Genomic DNA, 24,207 nt, shown 5'->3' with positions numbered 1-24,207 from the left:
AAATCGTTAAATATTTGATACCTATCGCGGTTAACGCGCTGCGAATCCCTACAATTGGCGCCCAGAAATTCTGTGACCAAGGAGTAGTGACATGCGTGCTAAAGGTATCACCCACCAGGATCTCGCCGCTTATGGAATTCATGACATCGGCGAAATCATCCACAACCCCAGTTATGACCTGCTGTTCGAGGAAGAAACCGATCCTTCCCTGACAGGCTATGAGCGTGGGGTAGTGACCAAACTGGGCGCGGTAGCCGTCGACACCGGGATTTTTACCGGCCGTTCCCCCAAGGATAAATACATTGTTCGTGACGACACCACCCGCGACACCGTGTGGTGGGCCGATCAGGGCAAAGGCAAAAACGACAACAAACCGATGAGCCCGGAAGTATGGGCTTCGCTGAAAACCCTCGTTACCGAACAGCTTTCCGGCAAACGCCTGTTTGTGGTAGATACCTTCTGTGGCGCCAACGCAGATTCCCGCCTGAAAGTCCGCTTCATTACCGAAGTCGCCTGGCAGGCACATTTCGTTAAAAACATGTTCATTCGCCCCAGCGACGACGAGCTGGCAGACTTTGAACCGGACTTCGTGGTGATGAATGGCGCCAAATGCACCAACCCCGATTGGCAGCAGCAGGGGCTGAACTCGGAAAACTTCGTGGCGTTCAACCTGACCGAACGCATGCAGTTGATCGGCGGTACCTGGTACGGCGGCGAAATGAAGAAAGGCATGTTCTCGATCATGAACTACCTGCTGCCGTTAAAGGGCATCGCCTCGATGCACTGCTCGGCCAACGTCGGTGAGCAAGGCGACGTGGCGATCTTCTTCGGGCTGTCCGGCACTGGCAAGACCACGCTGTCTACCGACCCGAAACGCCAACTGATCGGCGATGACGAACACGGTTGGGATGACGACGGGGTATTCAACTTCGAAGGCGGTTGCTACGCCAAGACCATCAAACTGTCTGAACAGGCTGAGCCTGACATTTACCGCGCCATCAAACGTGATGCGCTGTTGGAAAACGTCACCGTACTGGCCGACGGCAGCGTAGACTTCAACGACGGTTCGAAAACCGAAAACACCCGCGTTTCCTATCCGATCTACCACATTCAGAACATCGTCAAGCCGGTATCCAAAGCCGGTCATGCCACCAAAGTGATCTTCCTGACTGCCGACGCCTTCGGCGTGCTGCCGCCGGTATCACGCCTGACCGCCGATCAGACACAGTATCACTTCCTGTCCGGCTTCACCGCCAAGCTGGCAGGCACCGAACGCGGCGTAACCGAGCCAACGCCGACCTTCTCTGCCTGTTTCGGCGCGGCATTCCTGTCGCTGCACCCAACCCAGTACGCCGAAGTGCTGGTCAAGCGCATGCAGGCCGCCGGCGCCCAGGCCTATCTGGTCAACACCGGCTGGAACGGCAGCGGCAAGCGTATCTCAATTCAGGACACGCGCGGCATTATCGACGCCATTCTTAGCGGCGAGATCGATAACGCTGAAACCATTACCCTGCCGATCTTTGATTTGGCCGTGCCGACCGCGCTGCCAGGCGTCAACCCGGCCATCCTCGACCCACGCGCGACCTATCAGAGCGAAGCGCAATGGGAAGACAAGGCCAAAGATCTGGCGCAGCGCTTTATCACCAATTTCGACAAATATACCGATACCCCAGCCGGTGAAGCGCTGATTGGCGCCGGTCCGAAGCTGTAATTTTCTCGCATTACCTCTTCAATCAAGGCGCGGATCCCGCGCCTTTTTTATTGGCATTGATTGCATTTTAACCGGCGAGGCAAGACAATGCAGCAATGCAATCATTGCTAGCAAAGGAGGTTTTAATGGCAACGATCACCGTCAGGAATCTGGATGATGAAGTCAAAGAGCTGCTGCGTATCTCCGCGGCCAAAAACGGCCATTCCATGGAAGAAGAAGCACGCATGATCCTGAAACAGGCGCTGGTGAAGAAGCCGCCACGCTATGGGTTGGGTACCTGGATGCACCAGCAATTTGCCGAATTCGGTGGCGTTGAGCTGGAGATCCCGCCGCGCGATGCCGAGTCGCCGCGCATAGCCACCTTTGGCGATGAAGACGGCAAAGCATGATTATTCTCGATACCGACGTCATTTCAGAAACGCTGCGCCCTCATCCGCACTATAACGTGATCAATTGGCTAAATGAAAAAGACAATGATGAGCTCTACTTATGCGCCATTGTCCTTGCCGAGCTGTTCAGCGGCGTCGCCTGCCTGCCTGACGGCAAACGACAGCGCACTCTTCAGCTTAAATTGGCCGAGGCGTTGCAGATAAGATTTGATGGGCAAATTTTGCCGTTTGATGCGCTGTGTGCGATGCAGTACGCGCAATTGACCACGAAGAACCGCCTACAGGGCAAGGCGATGAGCATGGCGGACAGCCAGATTGCCGCCATCTGTCTGCAGTATGGCGCTACTCTGGCCACGCGCAATACCAAAGTCTTTGCCTATTGCGGCATCGAACTGATCGATCCCTGGCAGGCGACAACCGGCCGCCGCCTGCATGAAGAGGCGGCGGAATACTACGTCATGAGCCGCAAAACCTGAGCGAGAGCCGCGCCGGAGGAAACGGCGCCGCAGTCAGCAGCGCTGCGCTACTACGGCCGTCGCCTCAGGCTTTTTCTTTCGGCGTGGCATGGCCGTTGGCGGCTTCGCGCTTTTCGATTGGCAATGGAATGTAAGCGCGGATACGCAAACCGCCGCGTTCACTGGAGCCGAACTCCAACGCCCCGGCATGACCATCGATAATGCGCTGTACGATAGCCAAGCCCAGGCCAGTGCCGCTGGTACTGCGTGCGCTGTCGCCACGGACAAACGGTTGCAGCAGATGCTTCAGCTCTTCCGGCTTGATACCGGGGCCGTCGTCCTCGACCTGGAACCAGCCGCGTTGCAGTTCGCGTCCGCTGCTGACCTTGATCCAGCCGTTGCCATAGCGAGCCGCATTAATCACCATATTCACTGCGGCACGTTTGATCGACAACGGGTTGACGTTCATCATCAATTCACCCGCCAGCAGTTCTGAATCAATCACGCGTTCGTAGCCGCTTTCCGCCGCCACAACTTCACCCAGAATGGAATTCAGATCGCAAAATTCGGTCTGCATTTCCTGCCCGGTACGCAAATAGTCAATAAACTGCTCGATGATGGCATTGCATTCCTCAATGTCTTTATTGATCGACTCCGCCAGATAGCCATCTTCGGCGCTCATCATTTCGGTTGCCAGACGAATGCGCGTCAGCGGCGTACGCAAATCATGGCTCACGCCGGCCATCAGCAACGTACGATCGTCGGCCAACTGTTTGACGCCGGACGCCATCTGGTTAAACGCCCGCGTTACCGAACGCACCTCGGAAGCGCCATACTCACGCAGCGGCGGTGGAATATTGCCCTTGCCCACCTGCAGTGCAGCATGTTCCAGCTCCACCAACGGTCGGTTCTGAATGCGAATAAACAGCCAGGCGCCGCCTATCGCCAATAGCATAATCGCCAGCGTATAGCGGAACAGCGGCGAAAAATCGCCCTGATGGATTTCGGTCAGCGGTACGCGCACCCAGATATCCGGTGACAGCCAGGTTTTCAGCCACACCACCGGAGAATTCTTGTTCACTTCTACACGCACGTCGGTCGGACCACCCAACTGTTGCGCCATCTGCTGGCTCAGAAACTCGTAGTGCTGCGCCCAGCGCAGACCACTCTCTTCCGCCGCCGCATTGGTATACAGCGAAATGCCCAGTTCGCGATAGATTTCCCGCCGAAACGCCGGCGGTACTTCCAGCAACGTACCATCTTCCAATTGCAGCCGGTCAGTCATCAACATACGCACTTCGTACGCCAACACCTTATTAAACTGCTGCAAACTGGGCAAAATGGCGAAGTTGAGCACCACCAGATAGGTGGTCACCAGGCTGACGAACAGCAAGGTGACGATCAACAACAGGGTTCGGGCAAACGAGCTACGCGGTGAAAAGCGCAATCGCCTCATGCCTTACTGCCGTCCGGCACAAAGACGTAGCCCAGACCCCAAACGGTCTGAATATAACGTGGGTGCGCCGGATCTTCTTCAACCATGCGCCGTAAGCGGGATATCTGCACGTCGATGGAACGTTCCATCGCGCTGTATTCACGCCCGCGAGCCAGGTTCATCAGCTTATCGCGCGACAACGGCTCGCGTGGGTGGCTTACCAGCGCCTTCAGCACCGCAAATTCGCCGCTGGTCAATGGCATCGGCTCATCTTCACGGAACATTTCGCGCGTACCGAGATTCAGCTTGAACTTGCCGAAGGCGATCACCGCTTCTTCCTGCGAAGGCGCGCCTGGCAGCTCGTTAGCCTGACGGCGCAGCACCGCACGGATGCGCGCCAACAGCTCGCGCGGGTTAAACGGTTTGGGGATGTAGTCATCGGCACCGATTTCCAGCCCGACAATGCGATCGACCTCTTCGCCTTTGGCGGTCACCATGATAATCGGCATCGGGTTGCTCTGGCTGCGCAGGCGGCGGCAAATCGACAGGCCGTCTTCGCCAGGCAGCATCAGGTCCAGCACCATTAAGTGGAAGGATTCCCGTGTCAGCAAGCGATCCATTTGCTCAGCGTTGGCCACGCTGCGAACCTGAAAACCCTGTTCGGTTAAATAGCGTTCTAATAGCGCACGCAGACGCATATCGTCATCGACGACCAGAATCTTATGATTCTCTTGCATTGTATTACTCCCAAAGGCTGTATTGCCTGACGCCAATATTGTTAAAAAACCCTGTCATTTCGGACAGCGATTATTGGTATATATTCTAGACGAAATTGTTACAAAGCTTATTCTTTTGCCCATTTATCAATAATTTTCGCTGAATGTCGATGGCAAGCCGTCAAAATTTCGCCGCTTTTCGGCGCCAGGTGGGACAACGGCCCAATTTAAGGCCATTCTGCCACCGGCGGTAGCGCACGGTGGCAGTGGGGCGCCAGATTATGAGGTGTGCAGGAAACGCGCCAACTGCCGGCGCAGCCGTTGGTTTTCTTTCTGCAGCGCGTCGACCCGATCCAGCAGCGTCAACGCCATGGCGATCCCCGGCCAGTCCAGATCCAGCTCGGCACGCAGCCGCCGTGCGCGCTGCAGATGGCTCAGCGCCGGGTAATCAAACAGCCAGCTCGACGGCGCCGACTCCAGAGGCGCGATCACGCCAAGTTCGACGATCTCGATCAGCTCATCCTGCGAAATATCCACCTGCTGGCACAGTTCTACCACGGTAAAAGTGATCTCTTGTCTCATCATGATGCTTACTCCCATTCCGTGCGAGGGTTGAACGCCGCCTGCTCGGCCAGCTCACGCCACAGGGCGCTGGCTCGTTCATTCGGCTTCGGCGGCATCACTACCTTGAGAATGACATACAGATCGCCGGTCTCTTTCTTGCCGGCCAACCCCTTACCTTTGACCCGCAGCCGTTTGCCGCTCTGGCTGCCGGCGGGAACGGTCAGCGCGATTTTACCGGTCAGCGTCGGCACCTCGATGCTGGTGCCCAATGCCGCTTCCCAGGGTGCCAACGGCGCCACGATATGCAGGTTATGACCATCGACCTCAAACAGCGGATGCGGCGCGAGGCGGATAATCAGATACAGATCGCCATTCTGGCCACCACCGATGCCGGCAACCCCCTGCCCCTTGAGACGGATACGCTCGCCGTCGCTCATGCCCGCCGGAATTTTCACGTTCAACGTCTTGCCGGCTTCGCTGACCTGCCGTCCCAGTTCGTCGTAGACCGGCAGCGTATAGGAAATCTCCCGGCTCTGATCGTGCAACGTCTCTTCAAGAAACAGCGGCACTTCCATTTCGAGGTCCTGACCACGCAAACCCTGGCCGCCACGCGACGAAGAACGCTGTCCCGCAGCGGTTCGTCCACCGAACATGCTGTCGAAAAACTCGGAAAAGTCTTGCGTCCCGCCGTGCCATGCGGCGTTCTGCTGGCGTTCGCCAGCTCCGCCACGCGCACGCTGGCCAAAGTTCGGGTCGTTGCGATGCAGTCGAATCTGATCGTACTCGGCACGACGCTGTTCATCCTTCAGCACTTCATAGGCTTCGGCCAGCGCCTTGAACTTGCTCTCGGCGTCGTCTTCACTGCTGACGTCAGGATGATATTTACGCGCCAGTCGGCGATAAGCGGTTTTGATGGTTTTCAGATCGGCGCTGGGCTCGACGCCCATCGTCGCGTAATAATCTTTAAATTCCATACGGTAATACCTTCAATGTGATGTGCGCCAAAAATCCTTCTTTCTGCTGCCAGATAGTCCCTCCTTTTCGTCACCTTCCTTCTCCGGTATCGAGGTTAGCGGCGTACCGCTATGCTAAGCATACTCCCGATTGTCAAAAGCTGCGCAGACTGATAAAAACCGTACGACGACACGCAGACTGGCGGCCATTTTTAAAGCCCCTTGCATTCACGTACACTGTGCCGGTGGCTCCCTACAAGATAAATCACCATGAGAACGCAACTGATAACCCGTGAAGGGTATGACAAGCTCAAACAGGAACTGGATTACCTGTGGCGTGAAGAACGCCCGGAGGTCACCAAAAAAGTCACCTGGGCTGCCAGCCTTGGCGATCGCAGTGAAAACGCCGACTACCAGTATAATAAAAAGCGCCTGCGCGAAATCGATCGCCGGGTGCGCTACCTCACCAAGTGCCTGGAACAGCTGAAAATCGTCGATTATTCGCCACAGCAGGAAGGCAAAGTGTTCTTCGGCGCCTGGGTGGAAGTAGAAAATGACGATGGCGATCTCAAGCGTTTTCGTATTGTCGGCTACGACGAGATTTTTGGCCGCAAAGATTACATCTCCATCGACTCACCGATGGCCCGTGCCCTGCTGAAAAAGCAGGTCGGCGACACCGCCATGGTCAACACGCCGGCAGGCGAAGCGCTGTGGTACGTCAACCAGATTGAATACGTTAAATAAGTTTCAGCTTATTCCGAACGGCGAGGATCGCCGGGCAACGCGGCGCTTACGGCGATTGCCCGGCACAACCCTGGCCAGCCGTACTGGCAATTTCCCGGGGCAATACGTATAACTGTCCCCCTGATTATTTACCGTTCCTAACAGATACCAGACATATGAATGACCCACTGAGCCGCATTATTGCAACAGAATTGCAGGCCCGGCCGGAGCAAGTTGACTCCGCCATCCGCCTGTTGGATGAAGGTAATACCGTGCCGTTTATCGCACGCTATCGCAAGGAAGTCACCGGGGGCCTGGACGATACCCAACTGCGCCAGCTGGAAACCCGCCTGGGTTATCTGCGTGAACTGGAAGACCGTCGTCAGACCATCCTCAAGTCGATTGAGGAACAGGGAAAACTCACCGAGCAATTGGCCGGCGCCATCAACGGCACACTCAGCAAGACCGAACTCGAAGACCTGTATCTCCCTTACAAACCCAAACGCCGCACCCGAGGTCAGATCGCCATCGAAGCTGGTCTGGCACCGTTGGCCGACACTCTGTGGGCCGATTCGCAGCAGCAGCCAGAGTCACTGGCCGAACGCTTTGTTGATGCCGACAAGGGCGTGGCGGACGTCAAGGCGGCGCTGGACGGCGCGCGCTACATCCTGATGGAACGCTTTGCCGAAGATGCCGGCCTGCTGGCAAAAGTGCGTGACTATTTATGGAAGCATGCGCATCTGGTGTCCAAGGTCGTGGAAGGCAAAGAGCAGGAAGGCGCCAAATTCCGCGATTACTTCGATCACCACGAGCCGATTTCCCAGGTCCCTTCACACCGCGCGCTGGCGATGTTCCGCGGCCGCAACGAAGGCGTTCTGCAACTGGCCCTGAACCCCGATCCGCAATTTGAGGAAGCGCCGCGCGAAAGCCAGGGCGAACAGATTATTATCCAGCACCTCAGTCTGCGGCTGAACAACGCGCCGGCTGACGCCTGGCGTAAAGCGGTGGTCAACTGGACCTGGCGCATCAAGGTGCTGTTGCATCTGGAAACCGAACTGATGGGTACGGTGCGCGAGCGCGCCGAAGATGAAGCGATCAACGTATTCGCCCGCAATCTGCACGATCTGCTGATGGCTGCGCCAGCCGGCATGCGCGCCACCATGGGTCTCGATCCGGGTCTGCGCACCGGGGTAAAAGTGGCGGTGGTAGACGCCACCGGCAAACTGGTCGCAACCGACACCGTGTATCCGCACACCGGACAGGCCGCCAAGGCCGCCGCCCTGGTCGCCGCGCTGTGCATCAGGCACAACGTGGAACTGGTAGCGATCGGTAACGGTACGGCATCACGCGAAACCGAACGCTTCTTTATCGATCTGCAAAAGCAATTCCCAGAGGTCAAGGCGCAGAAAGTGATCGTCAGCGAAGCCGGCGCCTCGGTGTATTCCGCCTCGGAACTGGCGGCGCTGGAGTTCCCGAACCTCGACGTTTCACTGCGCGGCGCGGTGTCGATCGCACGCCGTCTGCAGGATCCGCTGGCCGAACTGGTGAAGATTGATCCAAAATCCATCGGTGTCGGCCAGTATCAGCATGACGTCAGCCAGAGCCAGTTGGCGAAGAAACTGGATTCGGTGGTCGAGGACTGTGTGAACGCCGTCGGCGTCGATCTGAACACCGCGTCGGTACCGTTGCTGACCCGCGTTGCCGGCCTGACGCGCATGATGGCGCAAAACATCGTGAACTGGCGCGACGAAAACGGCCGTTTCAGCAACCGTGAACAGTTGTTGAAAGTCAGCCGCCTGGGACCAAAAGCGTTTGAACAGTGCGCCGGCTTCCTGCGCATCAACCACGGCGATAACCCGCTGGATGCCTCGACCGTTCACCCAGAAACCTACCCGGTAGTGGAGCGTATTCTGGCCGCCACCCAGCAGGCATTGCAGGATCTGATGGGCAACCCGAGCATGGTTCGCAGCCTGAAAGCCAGCGACTTTACCGACCAGCAGTTCGGCGTACCAACGGTTACCGACATCCTCAAGGAACTGGAAAAACCGGGCCGCGATCCGCGTCCGGAATTCAAGACCGCCACCTTCGCCGACGGTGTGGAAACGCTCAACGACCTGCAACCGGGCATGATTCTGGAAGGTGCCGTCACCAACGTCACCAACTTCGGGGCGTTCGTTGACATCGGCGTCCATCAGGACGGTCTGGTGCACATCTCCTCGCTGGCAGATAAATTCGTTGAAGATCCGCACAGCGTGGTGAAAGCCGGTGATATCGTTAAAGTGAAAGTGATGGAAGTGGACCTGCAGCGCAAGCGCATTGCATTGACCATGCGTCTTGACGAGCAGCCGGGCGAAGGACCCGCGCGCCGCGGCGGTACCCCGCCAGCACGTGACAACGCGACCCGTCCAGCCGCCGGCAAGCCGAAAGCGCGCACCAGTACGCCGGCTGGCAACAGCGCCATGGGCGATGCGCTGGCCGCAGCGTTTGGAAAAAAACGTTAATCCCTGCGGGCGAGGCATCCGCTTCGCCCGTTTTTCACCGGCGTTTTTTGATTTATCGCAATTGTTTGCCATTTTTATTTCAACCGGCGTTTATAAATAACTTACCGGCATCTAGCATTAGATATATTAATTAAACTTTCGCGTTAACATGTTCATTAACATTTAATAGCCGCGGCTATTTTTTGGCAGGTAACACAATCGGTTGGTAGCGTTATTTTACGCAGAGTTTGTTAGCGAAAAATGTGGGTTGTTAGCGGTATGGAAAACTAACGCAAACATATTTATTAAATGATTTCTAAACAGAAAATACTGCCACAATCCATTAACCTATTTAACCTAAACCACGCATTTGCAGCCTATCTTGCTTAGTGGTAATAATAGCAGCCATGTTATTTCCGTAGAAATATGTGTCGATATTTACCAATAGTTACCAATACCCCTATTTTTTGTATTGAATACGATAATCATTCTCACTATTATTCCCTTACGTATTCAACGTAATCCTCGCCCGCCGCAATGGGGGCCATGCACGTAAATAGCCTGATGGCATCGGCTCTAGGAAGGTAATATGCATCTTCTGCCTAAACAGTCTTATAAAATTACCGGCTTCGCCAGCGATATCAGCCCTGCCTATCGCCAGAAACTGCTGTCGCTTGGCATGCTGCCGGGAGCGTCGTTTGAAGTCATACGCATTGCCCCGTTCGGCGACCCCATAGAAATAAAAACCCAACGCGTCAGTCTGGTGCTGCGTAAAAAAGATATCGCCCTGATCGCGTTGGAAGGCCAGCCGTAAGCCTGACCATCCACCCGGGGCCTTTGCCGCGCTGCATTGCGTGGTGCCGATATACTCTATTGAACTCATGTTGAATGATGAAAAAATTAACGATTGGCTTAATAGGTAATCCAAATTCGGGGAAAACCACCCTGTTCAATCAGCTCACCGGGGCACGTCAGCGCGTCGGCAACTGGGCAGGCGTCACGGTTGAGCGTAAAGAGGGGCATTTCACCACGCCGCAGGCGCAGGTCACGCTGGTGGACCTGCCCGGCACCTATTCCCTGACCACCATTTCAGAGCAAACCTCGCTAGACGAACAGATCGCCTGCCATTATATCCTCAGTGGCGATGCCGACGTGTTGATCAACGTGATCGACGCCTCGAACCTTGAACGCAACCTCTACCTGACGCTGCAGCTACTCGAGCTCGGCATTCCGTGCATTGTCGCGCTGAACATGCTGGATATCGCCCACAGCCAGCATATCCAGATCGACGTTGCCACCCTGTCGGCACGCCTCGGCTGCCCGGTGGTGCCGATGGTGTCGACCAAGGCGGACGGGATCGGCGTGCTCAAGCAGATGATTGATAATCATCAAACCAACCAATTGACCGCGCTGGTGGCCTACCCGCCTTTACTGCTCAAGGAAGTCGACACGCTCAGCGCCGCAATGCCTGCCAGCCTGCCGTGCGAACAGCGCCGCTGGCTGGCGCTGCAAATGCTCGAGGGCGATATCTATAGCCACCAGTTGGCGGGCGACGCCCTCCCACTGTTGCCGGCGGCCAAAACGGCGCTGGAACAGCAGCAGCAGGAAGACCCGGCGCTGGTGATTGCCGATGCGCGCTATCGGTCAATTGCCACCATTTGTGCCGACGCCAGCAACGCACAGCAGGCACAGCCGAACCGGCTGACGGCGATCCTCGATAGCGTGATCCTCAACCGCTGGCTGGGGGTGCCGATCTTCCTGCTGGTGATGTATCTGATGTTCCTGCTGGCCATCAACATCGGCGGCGCGCTGCAACCGATTTTCGATCTCGGTTCCGCCGCGATTTTCATTCAAGGTATTCAGTGGCTCGGCTATACCCTGCACTTCCCGCAGTGGCTGACAATTTTCCTGGCACAGGGCGTCGGCGGCGGTATCAATACGGTACTGCCGCTGGTGCCGCAGATCGGCATGATGTACCTGTTCCTGTCGTTCCTGGAAGATTCCGGCTATATGGCACGGGCGGCGTTTGTGATGGATCGCCTGATGCAGGCGCTTGGCCTGCCTGGCAAATCCTTCGTCCCATTGATCGTCGGCTTTGGTTGCAACGTACCGTCTATCATGGGTGCGCGAACCCTGGACGCGCAGCGTGAACGGCTGATCACCATCATGATGGCACCGTTTATGTCCTGTGGCGCACGGTTGGCGATCTTCGCCGTGTTTGCCGCTGCCTTCTTTGGTCAGGATGGCGCAAGCGTCGTGTTCTCGCTGTATATGCTCGGTATCGTGGTCGCCATTCTGACCGGGCTGGTGCTGAAGTACACCATCATGCGCGGCGAAGCCTCGCCGTTCGTGATGGAATTGCCGGTATACCATGTGCCGCACCTGAAAAGCCTGCTGCTACAAACCTGGCAGCGGCTGAAAGGCTTTGTGCTGCGCGCCGGCAAGGTGATCGTCATTGCCAGCATCTTTATTGGTGGGCTGAACAGTTTCTCCTTCAGCGGCAAACCGGTAGACAGCATCAACGACTCGGCGCTGGCCTCGGTCAGCAAGCTGCTGACACCGTTGCTACAACCGATGGGCGTCCACGCCGACAACTGGCAGGCGACCGTCGGCCTGGTCACCGGCGCGATGGCCAAAGAAGTGGTGGTCGGCACGCTCAATACCCTTTACACCGCCGAACAGATCGCCAATGCGCCTTTTGACGCCGCCGAATTCGACCTGCCGGCAGCGCTGGGCGACGCGCTACACGAGACCTGGCAAGGCCTGAAAGACACTTTCAGCCTGAGCGTCCTGTCCAACCCGATCGAAGCCAGCAAGGGTGATGGCGAAATGAACGCCAGTTCGATGGGCACCATGAGCAGCAAGTTCGGCACCTCGATTTCCGCCTACAGTTACCTGATCTTCGTGCTGCTGTATGTGCCGTGCGTATCGGTGATGGGGGCCATTGCCCGCGAATCCAGCCGTGGCTGGATGACATTTTCGATACTGTGGGGGCTGAACGTCGCCTACTCGCTGGCCACGCTGTTTTATCAGGCCGTCACCTTCCAGCAACATCCGCAGTACAGCCTGATCTGCATACTGGTGGTACTGGTGTTTAACGCGCTGGTTCTGTTGGGGCTGCGCAAGGCGCGCAACCGTGTCACGGTGCGCCTGCATCGCGCTACGCCGACCGGCTGCTGCCAAAGCCCACAGGGAGAGTGTCACTGATGGCCAGCCTGCTGCAGTTACGTGATGCGTTGGCGCTGAACGGCAGCCTGCAGGCGCAGCAGCTTAGCCGTCAGTTGGCGACGCCGTTGCCGCTGGTGCAGGCGATGCTGGAACGTTTGGCCGCGATGGGCAAAATAGAGTGCATTGAACAGGATGACAGCGCCTGCCTGAGCGGCAGTTGCAAACATTGCCCGGAAAGCCGTAAGTGCAATACCGTACTTTATCGGCTGAAACAGTAAATACGTGCCGGCCAGAAACCCACCGTGTGGCGTGTGGGCGGCCGCATAAAATCAGAGGCGCTGTTCAGCGCCTCTTTTATCGACTTTATTACTTGTCTTTATACACTTCAGCAGTAGCGCTGAATTTGCCGTGCTCGCGCCCGGCGATAACTACGTAATACTGCCCGCCTTTTTCATCGGCCAGTTTGGACAGTTCCTGTTTGGCATCCATCGGCGACGTGGTTTCTGCCGTGGTGCTCACCGTGCCGACTTTCTCGTATTTGCCCGGATCTTTTGCCAAATCTTCTTTGGTTAATTCCGTTGCCGCCATGGTGCCAAAAGAAACGGAACCGACAACTAACGCTGCAACGATCATCTTCAATGATTTCATGACTCAACCTCTCAATGGATAATTTATATGTTTTGAAAGCCGTCAAGATTAAATACGCGTAGTTTCAGGTTGCTGCGCTACCCATGAACCTCGTTGCTTTCCCTGACGAGGTTCATCCCAGAGACGGCACGCCAAAGTGAAAAGACCGGGATACGGTCTTTTCATTTTGCACCCCACGTATTTACTCATTAAGTATCGAACAGGTTTGGTTTTTATCCACTTATCGGCAATTTTTTTTACGCAGATTTGAGCTAGGTCAATGGGTTGAGTTATCGACAAATTGTTTGATGACATCGGCAAATTCATCAGGATGAGAAATAAACGGCGCATGGGCAGCCTTGTCGATAATCACCGACCTGCTGGCCGGCAGCAGGTCGTCCACCAACGCCGCCACCTTGCGCGGCACCAGGCCATCGAGATAGCCGTAAATACGCAGTAGCGGCAGCGCCGGTGACAGCGAGGTCATGGCACGGCGTAAATCGACCGTGCGCAGCATTTCCAGTCCGCCATTGAGCACCTCAACGCTGGGTATCGGCTGATTGAGCACCACCCCCTTCAACGTTCTGGCGTCCTGCCGGGCGCTGGCGGTGCCTAGTGTCTGCAAGGTCAGAAAACGCTCCACCGTACGCTGAAAATCTTGGCTCAGTTGCTGCTGGAAGCCACTCAATACGTTTGGGCGAATGCCAGGCCAATCTTCCTCGGCGTGGAAACAGGGAGACGAGGCGACGCTGATCAGACCGCAAGTCCGCTGCGGCTGCGTCAAGGCAATCTGGCTGGCCACCAGCCCGCCGAGTGACCAGCCCAGCCACCAGGCCTTGGCGGGAGCCTGTTCCAGGACGATCTCGGCCATCTGCTGCAGCGTCAGCGCAGCGTAACCCTGACTGCGGCCATACCCCGGCAAATCCAACAGGTGCAGGCGAAAATGCGGCGCCAATCGCGCCAGCGTGCAACCCCAGACCTCGGCATTCAGCCCCCATCCGTGCAGCAGCACAAGATCGCGATCGCCTTCACCCATTGTTTTCCAGTACAGCGCACTCATCAGTTATTGTCCTTGTTGACCCGTCATGGAGGATCACTATGCTAGCAATCCACAGCCGTTGTTGGCTATGCCGACAACCCTTGCGTCTGGCGAAACAGGGAATTTGCAGCTGTTGCCAGCGCCAGTTACCGCGCATTCCGCTCTGCTGCCCACGCTGCGGTTTGCCGTCCGGCGACGCCCAACTGCCCTGCGGCCGCTGTTTGCTAACGCCGCCGCCGTGGCACGCGTTGGTGTTCGCCGGTGATTATGTCAGCCCATACCGCCAGTTGATTGGGCGTTTCAAATTCCGCCGTGCGCCCGAACTGGCGCCGGTGCTGGCTCGGTTATTGTTGTTGCGCTGGCTGCAAGCGCATCGAGAGCAATATCTGAACAGACCGGAGGTGATTTTAGCGGTACCCTTACACCATCAACGCTGCTGGCGTCGCGGGTATAATCAAGGCGATTTACTGGCTCGGCCGCTGGCACGCTGGCTAGGCTGCGAATACCGACCGGCAGCGCTGGATCGCGTGCGGGCCACCGCGCCACAGCGGCAGCTGAGCGCCCGCCGCCGCCGGCACAATCTGCGCGCCGCCTTTTGCTGCCACGAAGATCTGGCCGGCAGGCATGTCGCCTTGCTGGACGATGTGCTCACCACCGGCAGTACGGTGACGGCAATCGCTACGATGTTACAGGCGCAGGGCGTGGCGTCGTTGCAGATATGGTGTATTTGCCGCACATTGTAGTACCACGGCAATGGGCGTATTATAACCTACTATAGAAGTCAACTATTGAGCTAATGCTATGATTCGTATAACAGATACTGCACAGGAACACTTTGCCAAACTGCTGGCAAACCAAGAGGAAGGCACCCAAATCCGCGTATTCGTGATTAATCCGGGTACACCTACCGCCGAATGCGGTGTCTCTTATTGTCCGCCAGACGCCGTAGAAGCCACCGACACCGAACTGAAGTTCGACAAACTGTCGGCCTACGTTGACGAGCTGAGCGCACCGTATCTGGAAGACGCCGAAATCGACTTCGTGACCGATCAATTGGGTTCCCAGCTAACGCTGAAGGCACCCAACGCCAAAATGCGTAAAGTAGACGAAAACGCCCCGTTGATGGAGCGCGTGGAATACGTACTACAATCGCAGATCAATCCACAGTTGGCTGGTCATGGCGGCCGCGTCACCCTGATGGAAATTACCGAAGACGGTCTGGCGATCCTGCAATTCGGCGGTGGCTGCAACGGTTGTTCGATGGTCGATGTGACCCTGAAGGAAGGGATCGAGAAAGAACTGCTGCAAAAATTCCCGGAACTGAAAGGGGTGCGCGATTTGACCGAGCACCAACGCGGCGAACATTCATATTACTGATGCGCCAACCGGCTCCCCCTGCCCGCCAGAGGGAGCCGTATCCGCTAGCCTACCGAGACTTTCCTGCGTCGCTTGTCCAAATCCTTTAACAGGCGATTCACCTGCCGATCGGCAAACATCTCCTCCAACGTATGGCTGAGCTTGCGCCGCCAGTTAGGGTATTGCGTACTGGTACCGGGGATATTCACCGGATCCGCCATGTCCAGCCAGTCTTCCGGTTGCAGACCCAACAACGCGCTGGCGCTGTCCGCCACGTAGCGCTGCAGGCCACGGTTTAACAACGGACTCATCTCCAGCAACGCCGCTTTCTTACCGACCTTCTGCGGCACGCAGCCGTAGTGATGCAACCCGTCCAGCAGACCCTGTTTGGCTCGTTCGCGATCGGCGTACAGTTCCGTCAGGATATCGGCGTCCGGATAAAGCCCCAGCGAAGCGCCCAACCGTAAATCCCCGCTCTGCCAATAACCGCGCAGGGTCGGCAAATCGTGAGTGGTTATGGTGGCCATTGCCTGCATTGGATAAGTCTGCGGCGCACGGAAACGGTTTTCGCCGTCGCGTTCGAAGTACAATACCTTGTAAGAATACACCCCGCTGTCGCGCAGTTTGCCAACGATTTCTACCGGCACGGTGCCTAAATCCTCGCCGATCACCATGCAGCGGTGGCGCTGACTTTCCAATGCCAGTACCGCCAACAGGTCGTCTACCGGGTATTGCACGTAGGCACCCCGATCGGCAGTTTCACCATACGGTATCCACCATAAGCGTAACAACGCCATGACGTGATCGATGCGCAGCGCGCCACAGCTGGTCATGTTGGCGCGCAGTAGATCGATAAACGGCTGATAGCCTCGCGCCGCCATCACGTGCGGATCCATCGGCGGTAAGCCCCAGTTTTGCCCCAGCGGACCGAGAATGTCCGGTGGAGCGCCAACCGATACCTGTAGGCAATACAGTTCGCGTTCACACCAGGTTTCCGCTCCCCCTTCCGCCACGCCAACCGCCAAATCACGGTACAGGCCAATCGGCATCCGCTGCTGCCGGCTCTGTTCGAAACATTCGGCAAACTGACTGGCGGCAAGCCATTGCAGCCACAGGTAAAAACTCACCTCATCCTGGTGCTGCTGGCAGAACTGCGCCACGGCGTCGCCGTTGCCCTGCCGATAGCGTTCCGGCCAGGCGGGCCAGCCCCACAGACCGTTGTCCTGTTGGCAAAGATGGGCATGCAGCGCATCAAATGACGCCTGCTGGTACAGGCTGCTGCCTCCTTCGACAACAAAGCTTTCAAACGCCTGTTTCTGCAGGTCTGCGGCGTTACGCGCCTGGAACAGCGGGAAGGCCAGTTTCAACGCCGCCAATTTCAAACGGGTCACCGTAGCGTAATCGACCCAATCACTGGCACGCGCTGTCGCCAGCTGCTGCTGGGTAGACGCGCTCTGCCACCATTGCTGTGCTGCGGCGCTGCGTTGGAAATCGTCTACCGCATTGACATCGATATACACCACATTCAGCCAGCGCCGCGATGACGGGCTGTACGGACTGGCACTGTCCGGGCAGGCCGGATAAAGCGCATGAATCGGGTTCAAGCCGACAAACGCCCCGCCGCGTTCGCCTACTTCGGTCACCATGCGGCGCAAGTCGCCAAAATCGCCGATGCCCCAGTTACGATCGGAGCGCAGCGTGTAAAGCTGCACGCAGGCCCCCCACAGCTTCTTTCCTGTCAGCAGCGCATCAGGTTCGTAACAGCGTTTGGGAGCGACAATCAGACGGCAGGGCCAAGCCTTGTCTCCCTGACTCAACGTCAGTTGGTGATAACCCGTTGGCAGTTCTCCCGCCGGCAACGTCAACGTCTTACGCGCGCTGGCGCGCCCCTGCAAACGGCTGCCGTCTTCGCGTATCAGCTCCCAGTGATATTCGCCGCTGCCGGCCAGCGGCAGTACGATCGGACTGTCCTGATAAAACACTTTCACTACCGGCAGCGGCGCATCAGCCACCGGCACCACGGTATGGCTCATGGCATCCAGCAGTTTGCGCTTGGTTTCCTGCGCAATCGCCTGCCGCGTACCATGTGCATTAATGTAGTCGGCGGCGATGCCCGCCCGGGCCGCAGCCTGATCGATCCGTTTGCGCTCCATTCGCTCTCCTTAACGCTTGGCTTGCCAGATTCGCTGCTGATAATCGCGAATCGAACGATCCGAGCTGAACATTCCCACGCGCGCGGTATTCAGAATGGTGCGACGCGTCCATTCATCACTATCGCGGTAGAGTTCATCAACCCGCTGCTGCGCCTGGCAATACGAGGCGAAGTCCGCCAGCACCAGATACGGATCGCCGCCTTCCAGCAGACTGTGCAGCATCATGTCGAACGCCTTCTTGTCGCCATGGCTGAATGCGCCGCTGGCCAGTTCATCGAGTATCGCCTTCAGATGCTTGTCTTTTTTACGGTAACTCAGTGGGTTATAGCCCTGCGCCAACAGCGCCTTCACCTGTTCGACCGTGTTGCCAAAGATGAAAATGTTGTCTTCGCCGACCTGCTCGGCTATCTCCACGTTGGCACCGTCCAGCGTGCCGACCGTCAAGGCGCCGTTCAGCGCCAGTTTCATGTTGCCGGTACCGGAAGCCTCTTTGCCGGCGGTAGATATCTGCTCGGAGATATCGGCCGCCGGGATCATCAGTTCTGCCACCGAAACGCGATAATCAGGAATGAACGCCACCTTCAAACGATCCTTCACCAGCGGATCGTTGTTGATCTTCTCGGCGGCCTGGTTGATCGCATAAATAATGTTCTTGGCCAGATAGTAGCCCGGCGCCGCCTTGGCGCCAAACAGGAATACGCGCGGCACCATGTCCAGGTTCGGCTCATCGCGCAATTGGCGATACAGCGACAGGATGTGCAGCAGGTTGAGGTGCTGACGCTTGTATTCATGCAGCCGTTTGATCTGCACATCAAAAATGGCGTCCGGGTTGAGCGTCAACCCCATGACACCGTGCACGTAGTTTGCCAGCGCCACTTTATTATCGCGCTTGATCTGCCGGTATTTTTGCCGGAACGCCGCGTCGTCGGCGTATTTTTCCAACTCTTTCAACGCGTCCAGATCGTTTGCCCACTCAACCTTCAGGGTATCGTCAATCAGCCCCGACAGCGCCGGGTTGCACTGCTTGAGCCAGCGGCGCGGCGTAATACCGTTGGTGACGTTATGAAACTTGTTTGGCCACAGCTGGTAGTATTCCGGGAATAAATCCTTCACCACCAGATCCGAGTGCAGTTGGGCCACGCCGTTCACCGCAAAACCGCTAACCACGCACAGGTTCGCCATGCGCACCTGTTTGTTGTGATGCACTGCCAGTTTGGCCCATACCGCGTCGTCGCCCGGCCAGTGTTTGGCCACCAGCTTCTTGAAGTTGGCATTGATCTGCTTGATGATCGAAAAATGGCGTGGCAACAGGCTGCGAACCAACTTTTCATCCCAGCATTCCAGTGCTTCCGGCATCAGCGTATGGTTGGTATAGGCAAAGATGTTGCTGGTGATCGCCCAGGCGGCATCCCAGGACATCTGGTGTTCATCCAGCAGGATACGCAGCATTTCCGGAATGGCGATGGTGGGGTGGGTGTCATTCAGCTGAATCACTTCGTACTTCGGCAAGTCTTCAATTTTTCGTCCGGCCTGATGATGCCGACGCAGGATATCCGCCACCGAACAGGCACACTGGAAGTACTGCTGCATCAAACGCAGCCGTTTACCAGCCTGGTGGTTGTCATTCGGGTACAGCACCTTGGTCAGCTTGGCCGCCTCGCAGCCCTGTTTCTCCGCCTGCAGGAACTTGCCGTCGTTAAAGTCGCCCAGGTCGAACGGATGCGGATGGCTCGCCTGCCACAGGCGCAGCGGCTGGCTGACGCCGTTACGATAACCGAGTACCGGCAGATCCCAGGCTTCGCCGCGCAGGGTCAGCGCCGGATGCCACAGTTCGCGGCCATCGGCCAGTTTTTCCAGCTTGCCACCGACGCCGACATCCACTGCCAGTGCTGAGTTATGCTGGAACCACGGGTAACGTTCGCGCTGCCAGTCATCCGGGGCTTCCTGCTGCTTACCGTCCTGGAAGGACTGGCGGAACAGGCCGTATTGATAATTCAGACCATAGCCGGTCGCCGGCTGCTCTACCGTCGCCATTGAATCGAGGAAGCAGGCTGCCAAACGCCCCAGCCCACCGTTGCCCAATGCCGGATCGGTTTCTTGTTCCAGCAGATCGGCCAGCTGTACGCCCTGCTCCGCCAGCGCCCCGGCTACCGTGTCATACCAGCCCAGATTGATCAGATTGTTGGCGGTCAGACGTCCGATCAGAAATTCCATCGAAATATAATTCACATGGCGCATCGATGTAGCCTTACTGCGCGGTGCCGGCTGCGCGGCCAATCGTTCGGCCAGCGCGCGGCTGACCGCTTGCCACCATTGCTGCTGGGTCATCTGCTGGGCGGAACTCAGGCCGAATTGCTGCCACTGGCGGGTCAATGCTGCCAGGAAATCGTCCTTTTTAAGCGTAGACTGTGACATAAGAGAACTCTCTGCTCTGTAGAAGTGTGCCAATTTTTCGCTATCCTGCCGGGAGGAACACGTCAAGGCATCATCCCGCCTGGGGATTAGCTGGGGAGGAGAGTTGGGGCGTAGTCAGAAGTGTGATCTCAGGCACTTTTTACCCCTCAGCAAGCAATGAGGCGACCCTAGAACATCAACGTCGCCAGCGGCGATCAAAGTGTAGTCGCTGATAACCCTCTTCCCGCAACGATGTGTTATTTCTCTTGCCAGGCGATTAAACCAGAACGGCATTTTTGCTTGTCGATTTATGCCGAACGCGATAACGCCTCCGATGTGTAAAAAAGTGTGATCGACTGCAACTTACCGCCAAGCGAAAGCGGAAGCTTGTTGCAATACGTCTGGCGTTGTCAGAAGTTAAACGGGGTGATTAATTACGAACCCTAAAATAATTAACCTCACCCCGTTCCCGACAGGTAAAAAGCAACTGTGCCTGCGGGCAGGTTTCGGCGGCAGGAACCGCGCTTTGACTCTGGAATACTATGCTTATCCCATCAAAATTGAGCCGCCCGGTACGGCTGCAAAATACCGTGGTACGCGATCGTCTGCTGGCCAAACTGAGCGGTGCGGCGAACTATCGCCTGACGCTGGTCAACTGCCCGGCGGGATACGGGAAAACCACGTTGATCGCCCAATGGGCGGCCGGCAAGGCGGATCTCGGCTGGTATTCCCTGGACGAAAGCGACAATCAACCGGAGCGTTTTGCCAGCTATCTGATTGCCGCCTTGCAGCAGGCGTCCGGCGGGCACTGCGTCAAAAGTGAAGCGCTGAGCCAAAAACATCAATACGCCAGCCTGTCGGCGCTGTTTGGTCAGGTGTTTATCGAACTGGCCGAATGGCATCAGCCGCTGTACCTGGTGATCGATGACTATCACCTGATCACCAATGACGTCATCCACGAAGCGATGCGTTTTTTCCTGCGCCACCAGCCGGAAAACCTGTCGCTGATCCTGCTGTCACGCACCCTGCCACCGCTAGGGATTGCCAATCTGCGCGTACGCGATCAACTGCTGGAACTCGGCACGCCGCTGCTGGCATTTACCCATCAGGAAGCCAAACAGTTCTTCGACTGCCGTCTGAGCGCACCGCTGGAACAGCATGACAGCAGCCGGTTATGTGACGAGGTCGAAGGTTGGGCCACCGCCTTACAACTGATCGCGCTTTCCGCACGCCAGTCCAGCTCCTCCGCACACCAGTCCGCCAAGCGACTGGCCGGGCTGAATGCCAGCCATCTATCAGACTATCTGGTCGATGAAGTGCTGGATCACGTGGACGCCGAAGCGCGCGCCTTCCTGCTGCGCTGTTCGGTGCTGCGCTCAATGAACGACGCGCTGATTGTGCGCCTGACCGGCGAAGACAACGGCCAGCAGCGACTGGAGGAGCTGGAACGCCAGGGTATGTTTATCCATCGCATGGATGATACCGGCGAATGGTTCTGCTTCCATCCGCTGTTTGCCACCTTTTTGCGGCAGCGTTGCCAGTGGGAACTGGCGCTGGAGCTGCCGGGTCTGCATCGTGCCGCCGCCGAAGGCTGGCTGGCGCTCGGTTACCCGGCCGAAGCTATCCACCATGCGCTGGCGGCCAGCGATGTCAGCATGCTGCGCGACATCCTGTTGCAACACGCCTGGGCGCTATTCCATCACAGCGAACTGGCGTTACTGGAAGAGTGCCTCAACGCGTTACCTTACGATCGGCTGATTCAAAACCCGAAACTGGCGCTGCTGCAAGCCTGGCTGGCGCAGAGCCAGCACCGTTACATCGAGGTAAATACTCAGCTCGAACGCGCCGAACAGGCCATGCGCGATCAGCAAATCACCGTCGACCAAACGCTGCGTGCCGAATTCGACGCGCTGCGCGCGCAGGTGGCGATCAACGCCGGCAAACCGGAGGAAGCGGAACGGCTGGCGACCGAAGCGCTGAAGTTCCTGCCGCTGTCGAGCTATTACAGCCGCATCGTCGCCACCTCGGTAACCGGTGAAATTCATCACTGCAAAGGTGAATTGGCACGTGCGCTGCCCATGATGCAACAAACCGAACAGATGGCGCGCCGACATCAGGCTTTCCACTACGCGCTGTGGGCACTGCTGCAACAGAGTGAAATCCTGATTGCGCAGGGCTTCTTGCAGGCGGCCTATGAAACGCAGGACAAGGCATTCGAACTGGTACGTGAGCAGCATCTGGAACAGTTGCCAATGCACGAATTCCTGCTGCGCATCCGCGCGCAGGTTTTATGGTCATGGTCGCGGCTTGACGAAGCCGAAGACGCAGCCCGTCAGGGGCTGTCGATTCTGGCCAACTATCAGCCGCAACAGCAGTTGCAGTGCATCGCCATGCTGGCGAAATGTTCACTGGCACGCGGCGATCTGGACAACGCCCATGCCCATTTGCAACGCTGCGAAGCCCTGCTGCATGGCACCCAATACCACCGCGACTGGCTGACCAACGCCGATAAGCCACGGGTGATGCTGTGGCAGATGACCGGAGATACCGCCGCCGCCGCCAACTGGCTGCGCCACGCGGAAAAACCGGGCATGGCGGATAACCACTTCCTGCAGGGCCAGTGGCGCAACATCGCCCGCGTGCAGATCCTGCTGGGTCAGTATGACGAAGCCGAAGTGGTGCTGGATGAACTGAATGACAATGCGCGTCGGCTGCGGCTGGTTAGCGACCTTAATCGCAACCTGTTGTTAAGCAACCAGCTTTATTGGCAAATGGAGCGTAAAGGCGACGCACAGCGCGTGTTGATCGAGGCCCTGTCGCTGGCCAATCGCACCGGTTTTATCAGCCATTTCGTGATTGAAGGCGAAGCCATGGCGCAGCAGTTACGCCAACTGATCCAACTGAATACGCTGCCGGAACTGGAACAGCACCGCGCACAGCGTATCCTGCGTGATATCAACCAACATCATCGGCACAAGTTCGCGCATTTTGACGAGAACTTCGTCGATAAGCTGCTAACGCACCCACAGGTGCCGGAACTGATCCGCACCAGCCCGTTGACCCAGCGCGAATGGCAGGTGCTGGGGCTGATTTATTCCGGTTACAGTAACGATCAGATTGCCGGTGAACTGGCGGTCGCCGCTACCACCATCAAAACGCATATCCGCAACCTGTATCAGAAACTGGGCGTGGCTCATCGTCAGGAAGCGGTGCAACAGGCTCAGCAGTTACTAAAAATGATGGGTTATGGCGCCTGAAACTCCGCAAGACGGCCGGGTACCGGCGATGGGTATAAAACCTTAACAACGCTCTGGTCTTAAATGGCGCAGTTTTGGATACAATAGCAGCGTCCCCCCATTAAAAGGCAGTCGGAAGTCATGGAACAGTTTGAAGCGATCAATGTTGAGCAGGCCTACACGCGCTGGAAAGACGGCAGTGCGGCGCTGGTCGACATTCGCGATCCACAAAGTTTTGAAGCCGGCCATACGCCGGGCGCTTATCATCTGACCAACGCCACCCTGTCGGCATTTATGCAGCAGAATGATTTTGACCGGCCGGTCATGGTGATGTGCTACCACGGCAACAGCAGCCGCAGCGCAGCACAATATCTTCTTAATCAAGGATTTGATTCCGTTTACAGCATCGACGGCGGCTTTGAAGCCTGGCTACGTCAATATCCGCAAGAGGTAGAAACCTCCGTCTGACCACCGGCACTCCGAGGCTGTGACAACGCTGCTGGCTGCTACACCCCGCGGCGTTGATGGGATACCTCGGTGGATCCCAGCCGATGAGCCATGTCAGGGGGTAAGGCAACTTCCCCCCGGCAAATTTGTCAGCACCGCCAAGGGCGCGCTCGCGCTTCCTGCGGACTTTATCCCACACCCTCAAGGCACTACCGCACCCTTTTCTTTGTCACAACATCGATTGCCCTCTCCCGTTAACGCACAATGCGTTGCCGAAAGTTAAAGCATTGCCAATGCCCGGGGCTTCGACGTTATAATCAGCCGTCGATTGCCGCTGGTGGTGCAAACCGCGGCAGAAATC

20 protein-coding genes are annotated in these 24,207 nt (G+C 57.1%); 12 read left to right on the top strand and 8 right to left on the bottom strand.

Translation table 11 applies throughout. The features are described from left to right. Positions 1–91: 91 nt before the first annotated feature. The 3 genes from pckA to ACCC84_RS18215 all read left to right on the top strand — a co-directional run bounded on the left by pckA (position 92) and on the right by ACCC84_RS18215 (position 2,576). Complete coding sequence (pckA, locus tag ACCC84_RS18225; RefSeq protein ID WP_004956348.1) at positions 92–1,711, top strand: phosphoenolpyruvate carboxykinase (ATP); 1,620 nt, start codon at positions 92–94, stop codon at positions 1,709–1,711. Between the two features lie 125 nt (positions 1,712–1,836). Next, positions 1,837–2,100 carry a FitA-like ribbon-helix-helix domain-containing protein gene (locus ACCC84_RS18220; protein ID WP_039991362.1) on the top strand — a complete coding sequence of 88 codons (264 nt, stop codon included), beginning with the start codon at positions 1,837–1,839 and terminating at the stop codon, positions 2,098–2,100. Then, positions 2,097–2,576, top strand: a complete 480-nt coding sequence (locus tag ACCC84_RS18215; protein WP_273871275.1) for a type II toxin-antitoxin system VapC family toxin — start codon at positions 2,097–2,099, stop codon at positions 2,574–2,576. Before ACCC84_RS18220 ends, ACCC84_RS18215 begins: the two co-directional genes overlap by 4 nt. A 64-nt stretch (positions 2,577–2,640) precedes the next feature. Here the strand turns inward: ACCC84_RS18215 and envZ are convergent, their stop codons facing one another. The 4 genes from envZ to cbpA all read right to left on the bottom strand — a co-directional run bounded on the left by envZ (position 2,641) and on the right by cbpA (position 6,244). Beyond that, positions 2,641–4,011, bottom strand: a complete 1,371-nt coding sequence (gene envZ, locus ACCC84_RS18210; RefSeq protein WP_004956351.1) for a two-component system sensor histidine kinase EnvZ — start codon at positions 4,009–4,011, stop codon at positions 2,641–2,643. Beyond that, positions 4,008–4,727, bottom strand: coding sequence for an osmolarity response regulator transcription factor OmpR (gene ompR / locus ACCC84_RS18205; RefSeq protein ID WP_004709363.1), 720 nt, complete (start codon positions 4,725–4,727; stop codon positions 4,008–4,010). The genes envZ and ompR overlap by 4 nt, the downstream gene beginning before the upstream one ends. Positions 4,728–4,985: 258 nt before the next feature. After that, positions 4,986–5,291: a chaperone modulator CbpM gene (locus ACCC84_RS18200; RefSeq protein WP_039992458.1), complete on the bottom strand. Its 306-nt coding sequence runs from the start codon at positions 5,289–5,291 to the stop codon at positions 4,986–4,988. A gap of 5 nt (positions 5,292–5,296) precedes the next feature. Beyond that, on the bottom strand, positions 5,297–6,244 hold the full coding sequence (gene cbpA / locus ACCC84_RS18195) for a curved DNA-binding protein (protein WP_004956353.1): 948 nt from the start codon (positions 6,242–6,244) through the stop codon (positions 5,297–5,299). 249 nt (positions 6,245–6,493) lie between these two features. Here cbpA and greB point away from each other — a divergent pair, with 249 nt between their 5' ends. From greB to ACCC84_RS18170, 5 genes are all read left to right on the top strand, one after another. Continuing rightward, positions 6,494–6,967, top strand: a complete 474-nt coding sequence (gene greB / locus ACCC84_RS18190) for a transcription elongation factor GreB (protein WP_004956355.1) — start codon at positions 6,494–6,496, stop codon at positions 6,965–6,967. A 155-nt stretch (positions 6,968–7,122) separates the two neighbouring features. Next, positions 7,123–9,447 carry a Tex family protein gene (locus ACCC84_RS18185; protein ID WP_371902152.1) on the top strand — a complete coding sequence of 775 codons (2,325 nt, stop codon included), beginning with the start codon at positions 7,123–7,125 and terminating at the stop codon, positions 9,445–9,447. 568 nt (positions 9,448–10,015) lie between these two features. Next, positions 10,016–10,240: a ferrous iron transporter A gene (gene feoA, locus ACCC84_RS18180; RefSeq protein ID WP_004956358.1), complete on the top strand. Its 225-nt coding sequence runs from the start codon at positions 10,016–10,018 to the stop codon at positions 10,238–10,240. Positions 10,241–10,317: 77 nt separating this feature from the next. Continuing rightward, entirely contained in the window at positions 10,318–12,633 is a 2,316-nt protein-coding gene (gene feoB, locus ACCC84_RS18175; protein WP_039992460.1) for a Fe(2+) transporter permease subunit FeoB, read from the top strand. Next, positions 12,633–12,872, top strand: a complete 240-nt coding sequence (locus ACCC84_RS18170; protein ID WP_004956362.1) for a FeoC-like transcriptional regulator — start codon at positions 12,633–12,635, stop codon at positions 12,870–12,872. Before feoB ends, ACCC84_RS18170 begins: the two co-directional genes overlap by 1 nt. An 88-nt stretch (positions 12,873–12,960) precedes the next feature. Here the strand turns inward: ACCC84_RS18170 and ACCC84_RS18165 are convergent, their stop codons facing one another. Both ACCC84_RS18165 and bioH read right to left on the bottom strand, forming a co-directional pair. After that, on the bottom strand, positions 12,961–13,242 hold the full coding sequence (locus tag ACCC84_RS18165; RefSeq protein WP_004956363.1) for a YdgH/BhsA/McbA-like domain containing protein: 282 nt from the start codon (positions 13,240–13,242) through the stop codon (positions 12,961–12,963). 256 nt (positions 13,243–13,498) lie between these two features. After that, the gene (gene bioH, locus ACCC84_RS18160; RefSeq protein ID WP_004956364.1) at positions 13,499–14,281 is read right to left on the bottom strand and encodes a pimeloyl-ACP methyl ester esterase BioH; all 783 of its coding nucleotides are present in this window, start codon (positions 14,279–14,281) and stop codon (positions 13,499–13,501) included. 38 nt (positions 14,282–14,319) lie between these two features. Between bioH and gntX the strand changes: the two genes are divergently transcribed. Beyond that, on the top strand, positions 14,320–15,003 hold the full coding sequence (gene gntX, locus ACCC84_RS18155) for a DNA utilization protein GntX (protein WP_039991369.1): 684 nt from the start codon (positions 14,320–14,322) through the stop codon (positions 15,001–15,003). Positions 15,004–15,061: 58 nt separating this feature from the next. Further along, entirely contained in the window at positions 15,062–15,637 is a 576-nt protein-coding gene (gene nfuA / locus ACCC84_RS18150; protein ID WP_004956366.1) for a Fe-S biogenesis protein NfuA, read from the top strand. Positions 15,638–15,681: 44 nt separating this feature from the next. Here the strand turns inward: nfuA and malQ are convergent, their stop codons facing one another. Together malQ and malP are read right to left on the bottom strand one after the other, a co-directional pair. Then, entirely contained in the window at positions 15,682–17,769 is a 2,088-nt protein-coding gene (malQ, locus tag ACCC84_RS18145; RefSeq protein WP_371902150.1) for a 4-alpha-glucanotransferase, read from the bottom strand. Positions 17,770–17,778: 9 nt separating this feature from the next. Then, positions 17,779–20,184, bottom strand: coding sequence for a maltodextrin phosphorylase (gene malP, locus ACCC84_RS18140; RefSeq protein WP_371902149.1), 2,406 nt, complete (start codon positions 20,182–20,184; stop codon positions 17,779–17,781). 521 nt (positions 20,185–20,705) lie between these two features. Here malP and malT point away from each other — a divergent pair. Then, a complete protein-coding gene (gene malT, locus ACCC84_RS18135) occupies positions 20,706–23,420 on the top strand; it encodes an HTH-type transcriptional regulator MalT (RefSeq protein ID WP_004956369.1) in 2,715 nt (904 codons plus the stop codon). Between the two features lie 120 nt (positions 23,421–23,540). Then, complete coding sequence (glpE, locus tag ACCC84_RS18130; RefSeq protein ID WP_004956371.1) at positions 23,541–23,867, top strand: thiosulfate sulfurtransferase GlpE; 327 nt, start codon at positions 23,541–23,543, stop codon at positions 23,865–23,867. Positions 23,868–24,207: the final 340 nt, after the last annotated feature.

It is taken from the genome of Serratia odorifera, from assembly GCF_041448735.1.
GTDB lineage: Bacteria > Pseudomonadota > Gammaproteobacteria > Enterobacterales > Enterobacteriaceae > Serratia_F > Serratia_F odorifera.
This window is presented reverse-complemented; position numbering and strand designations above follow the sequence as displayed.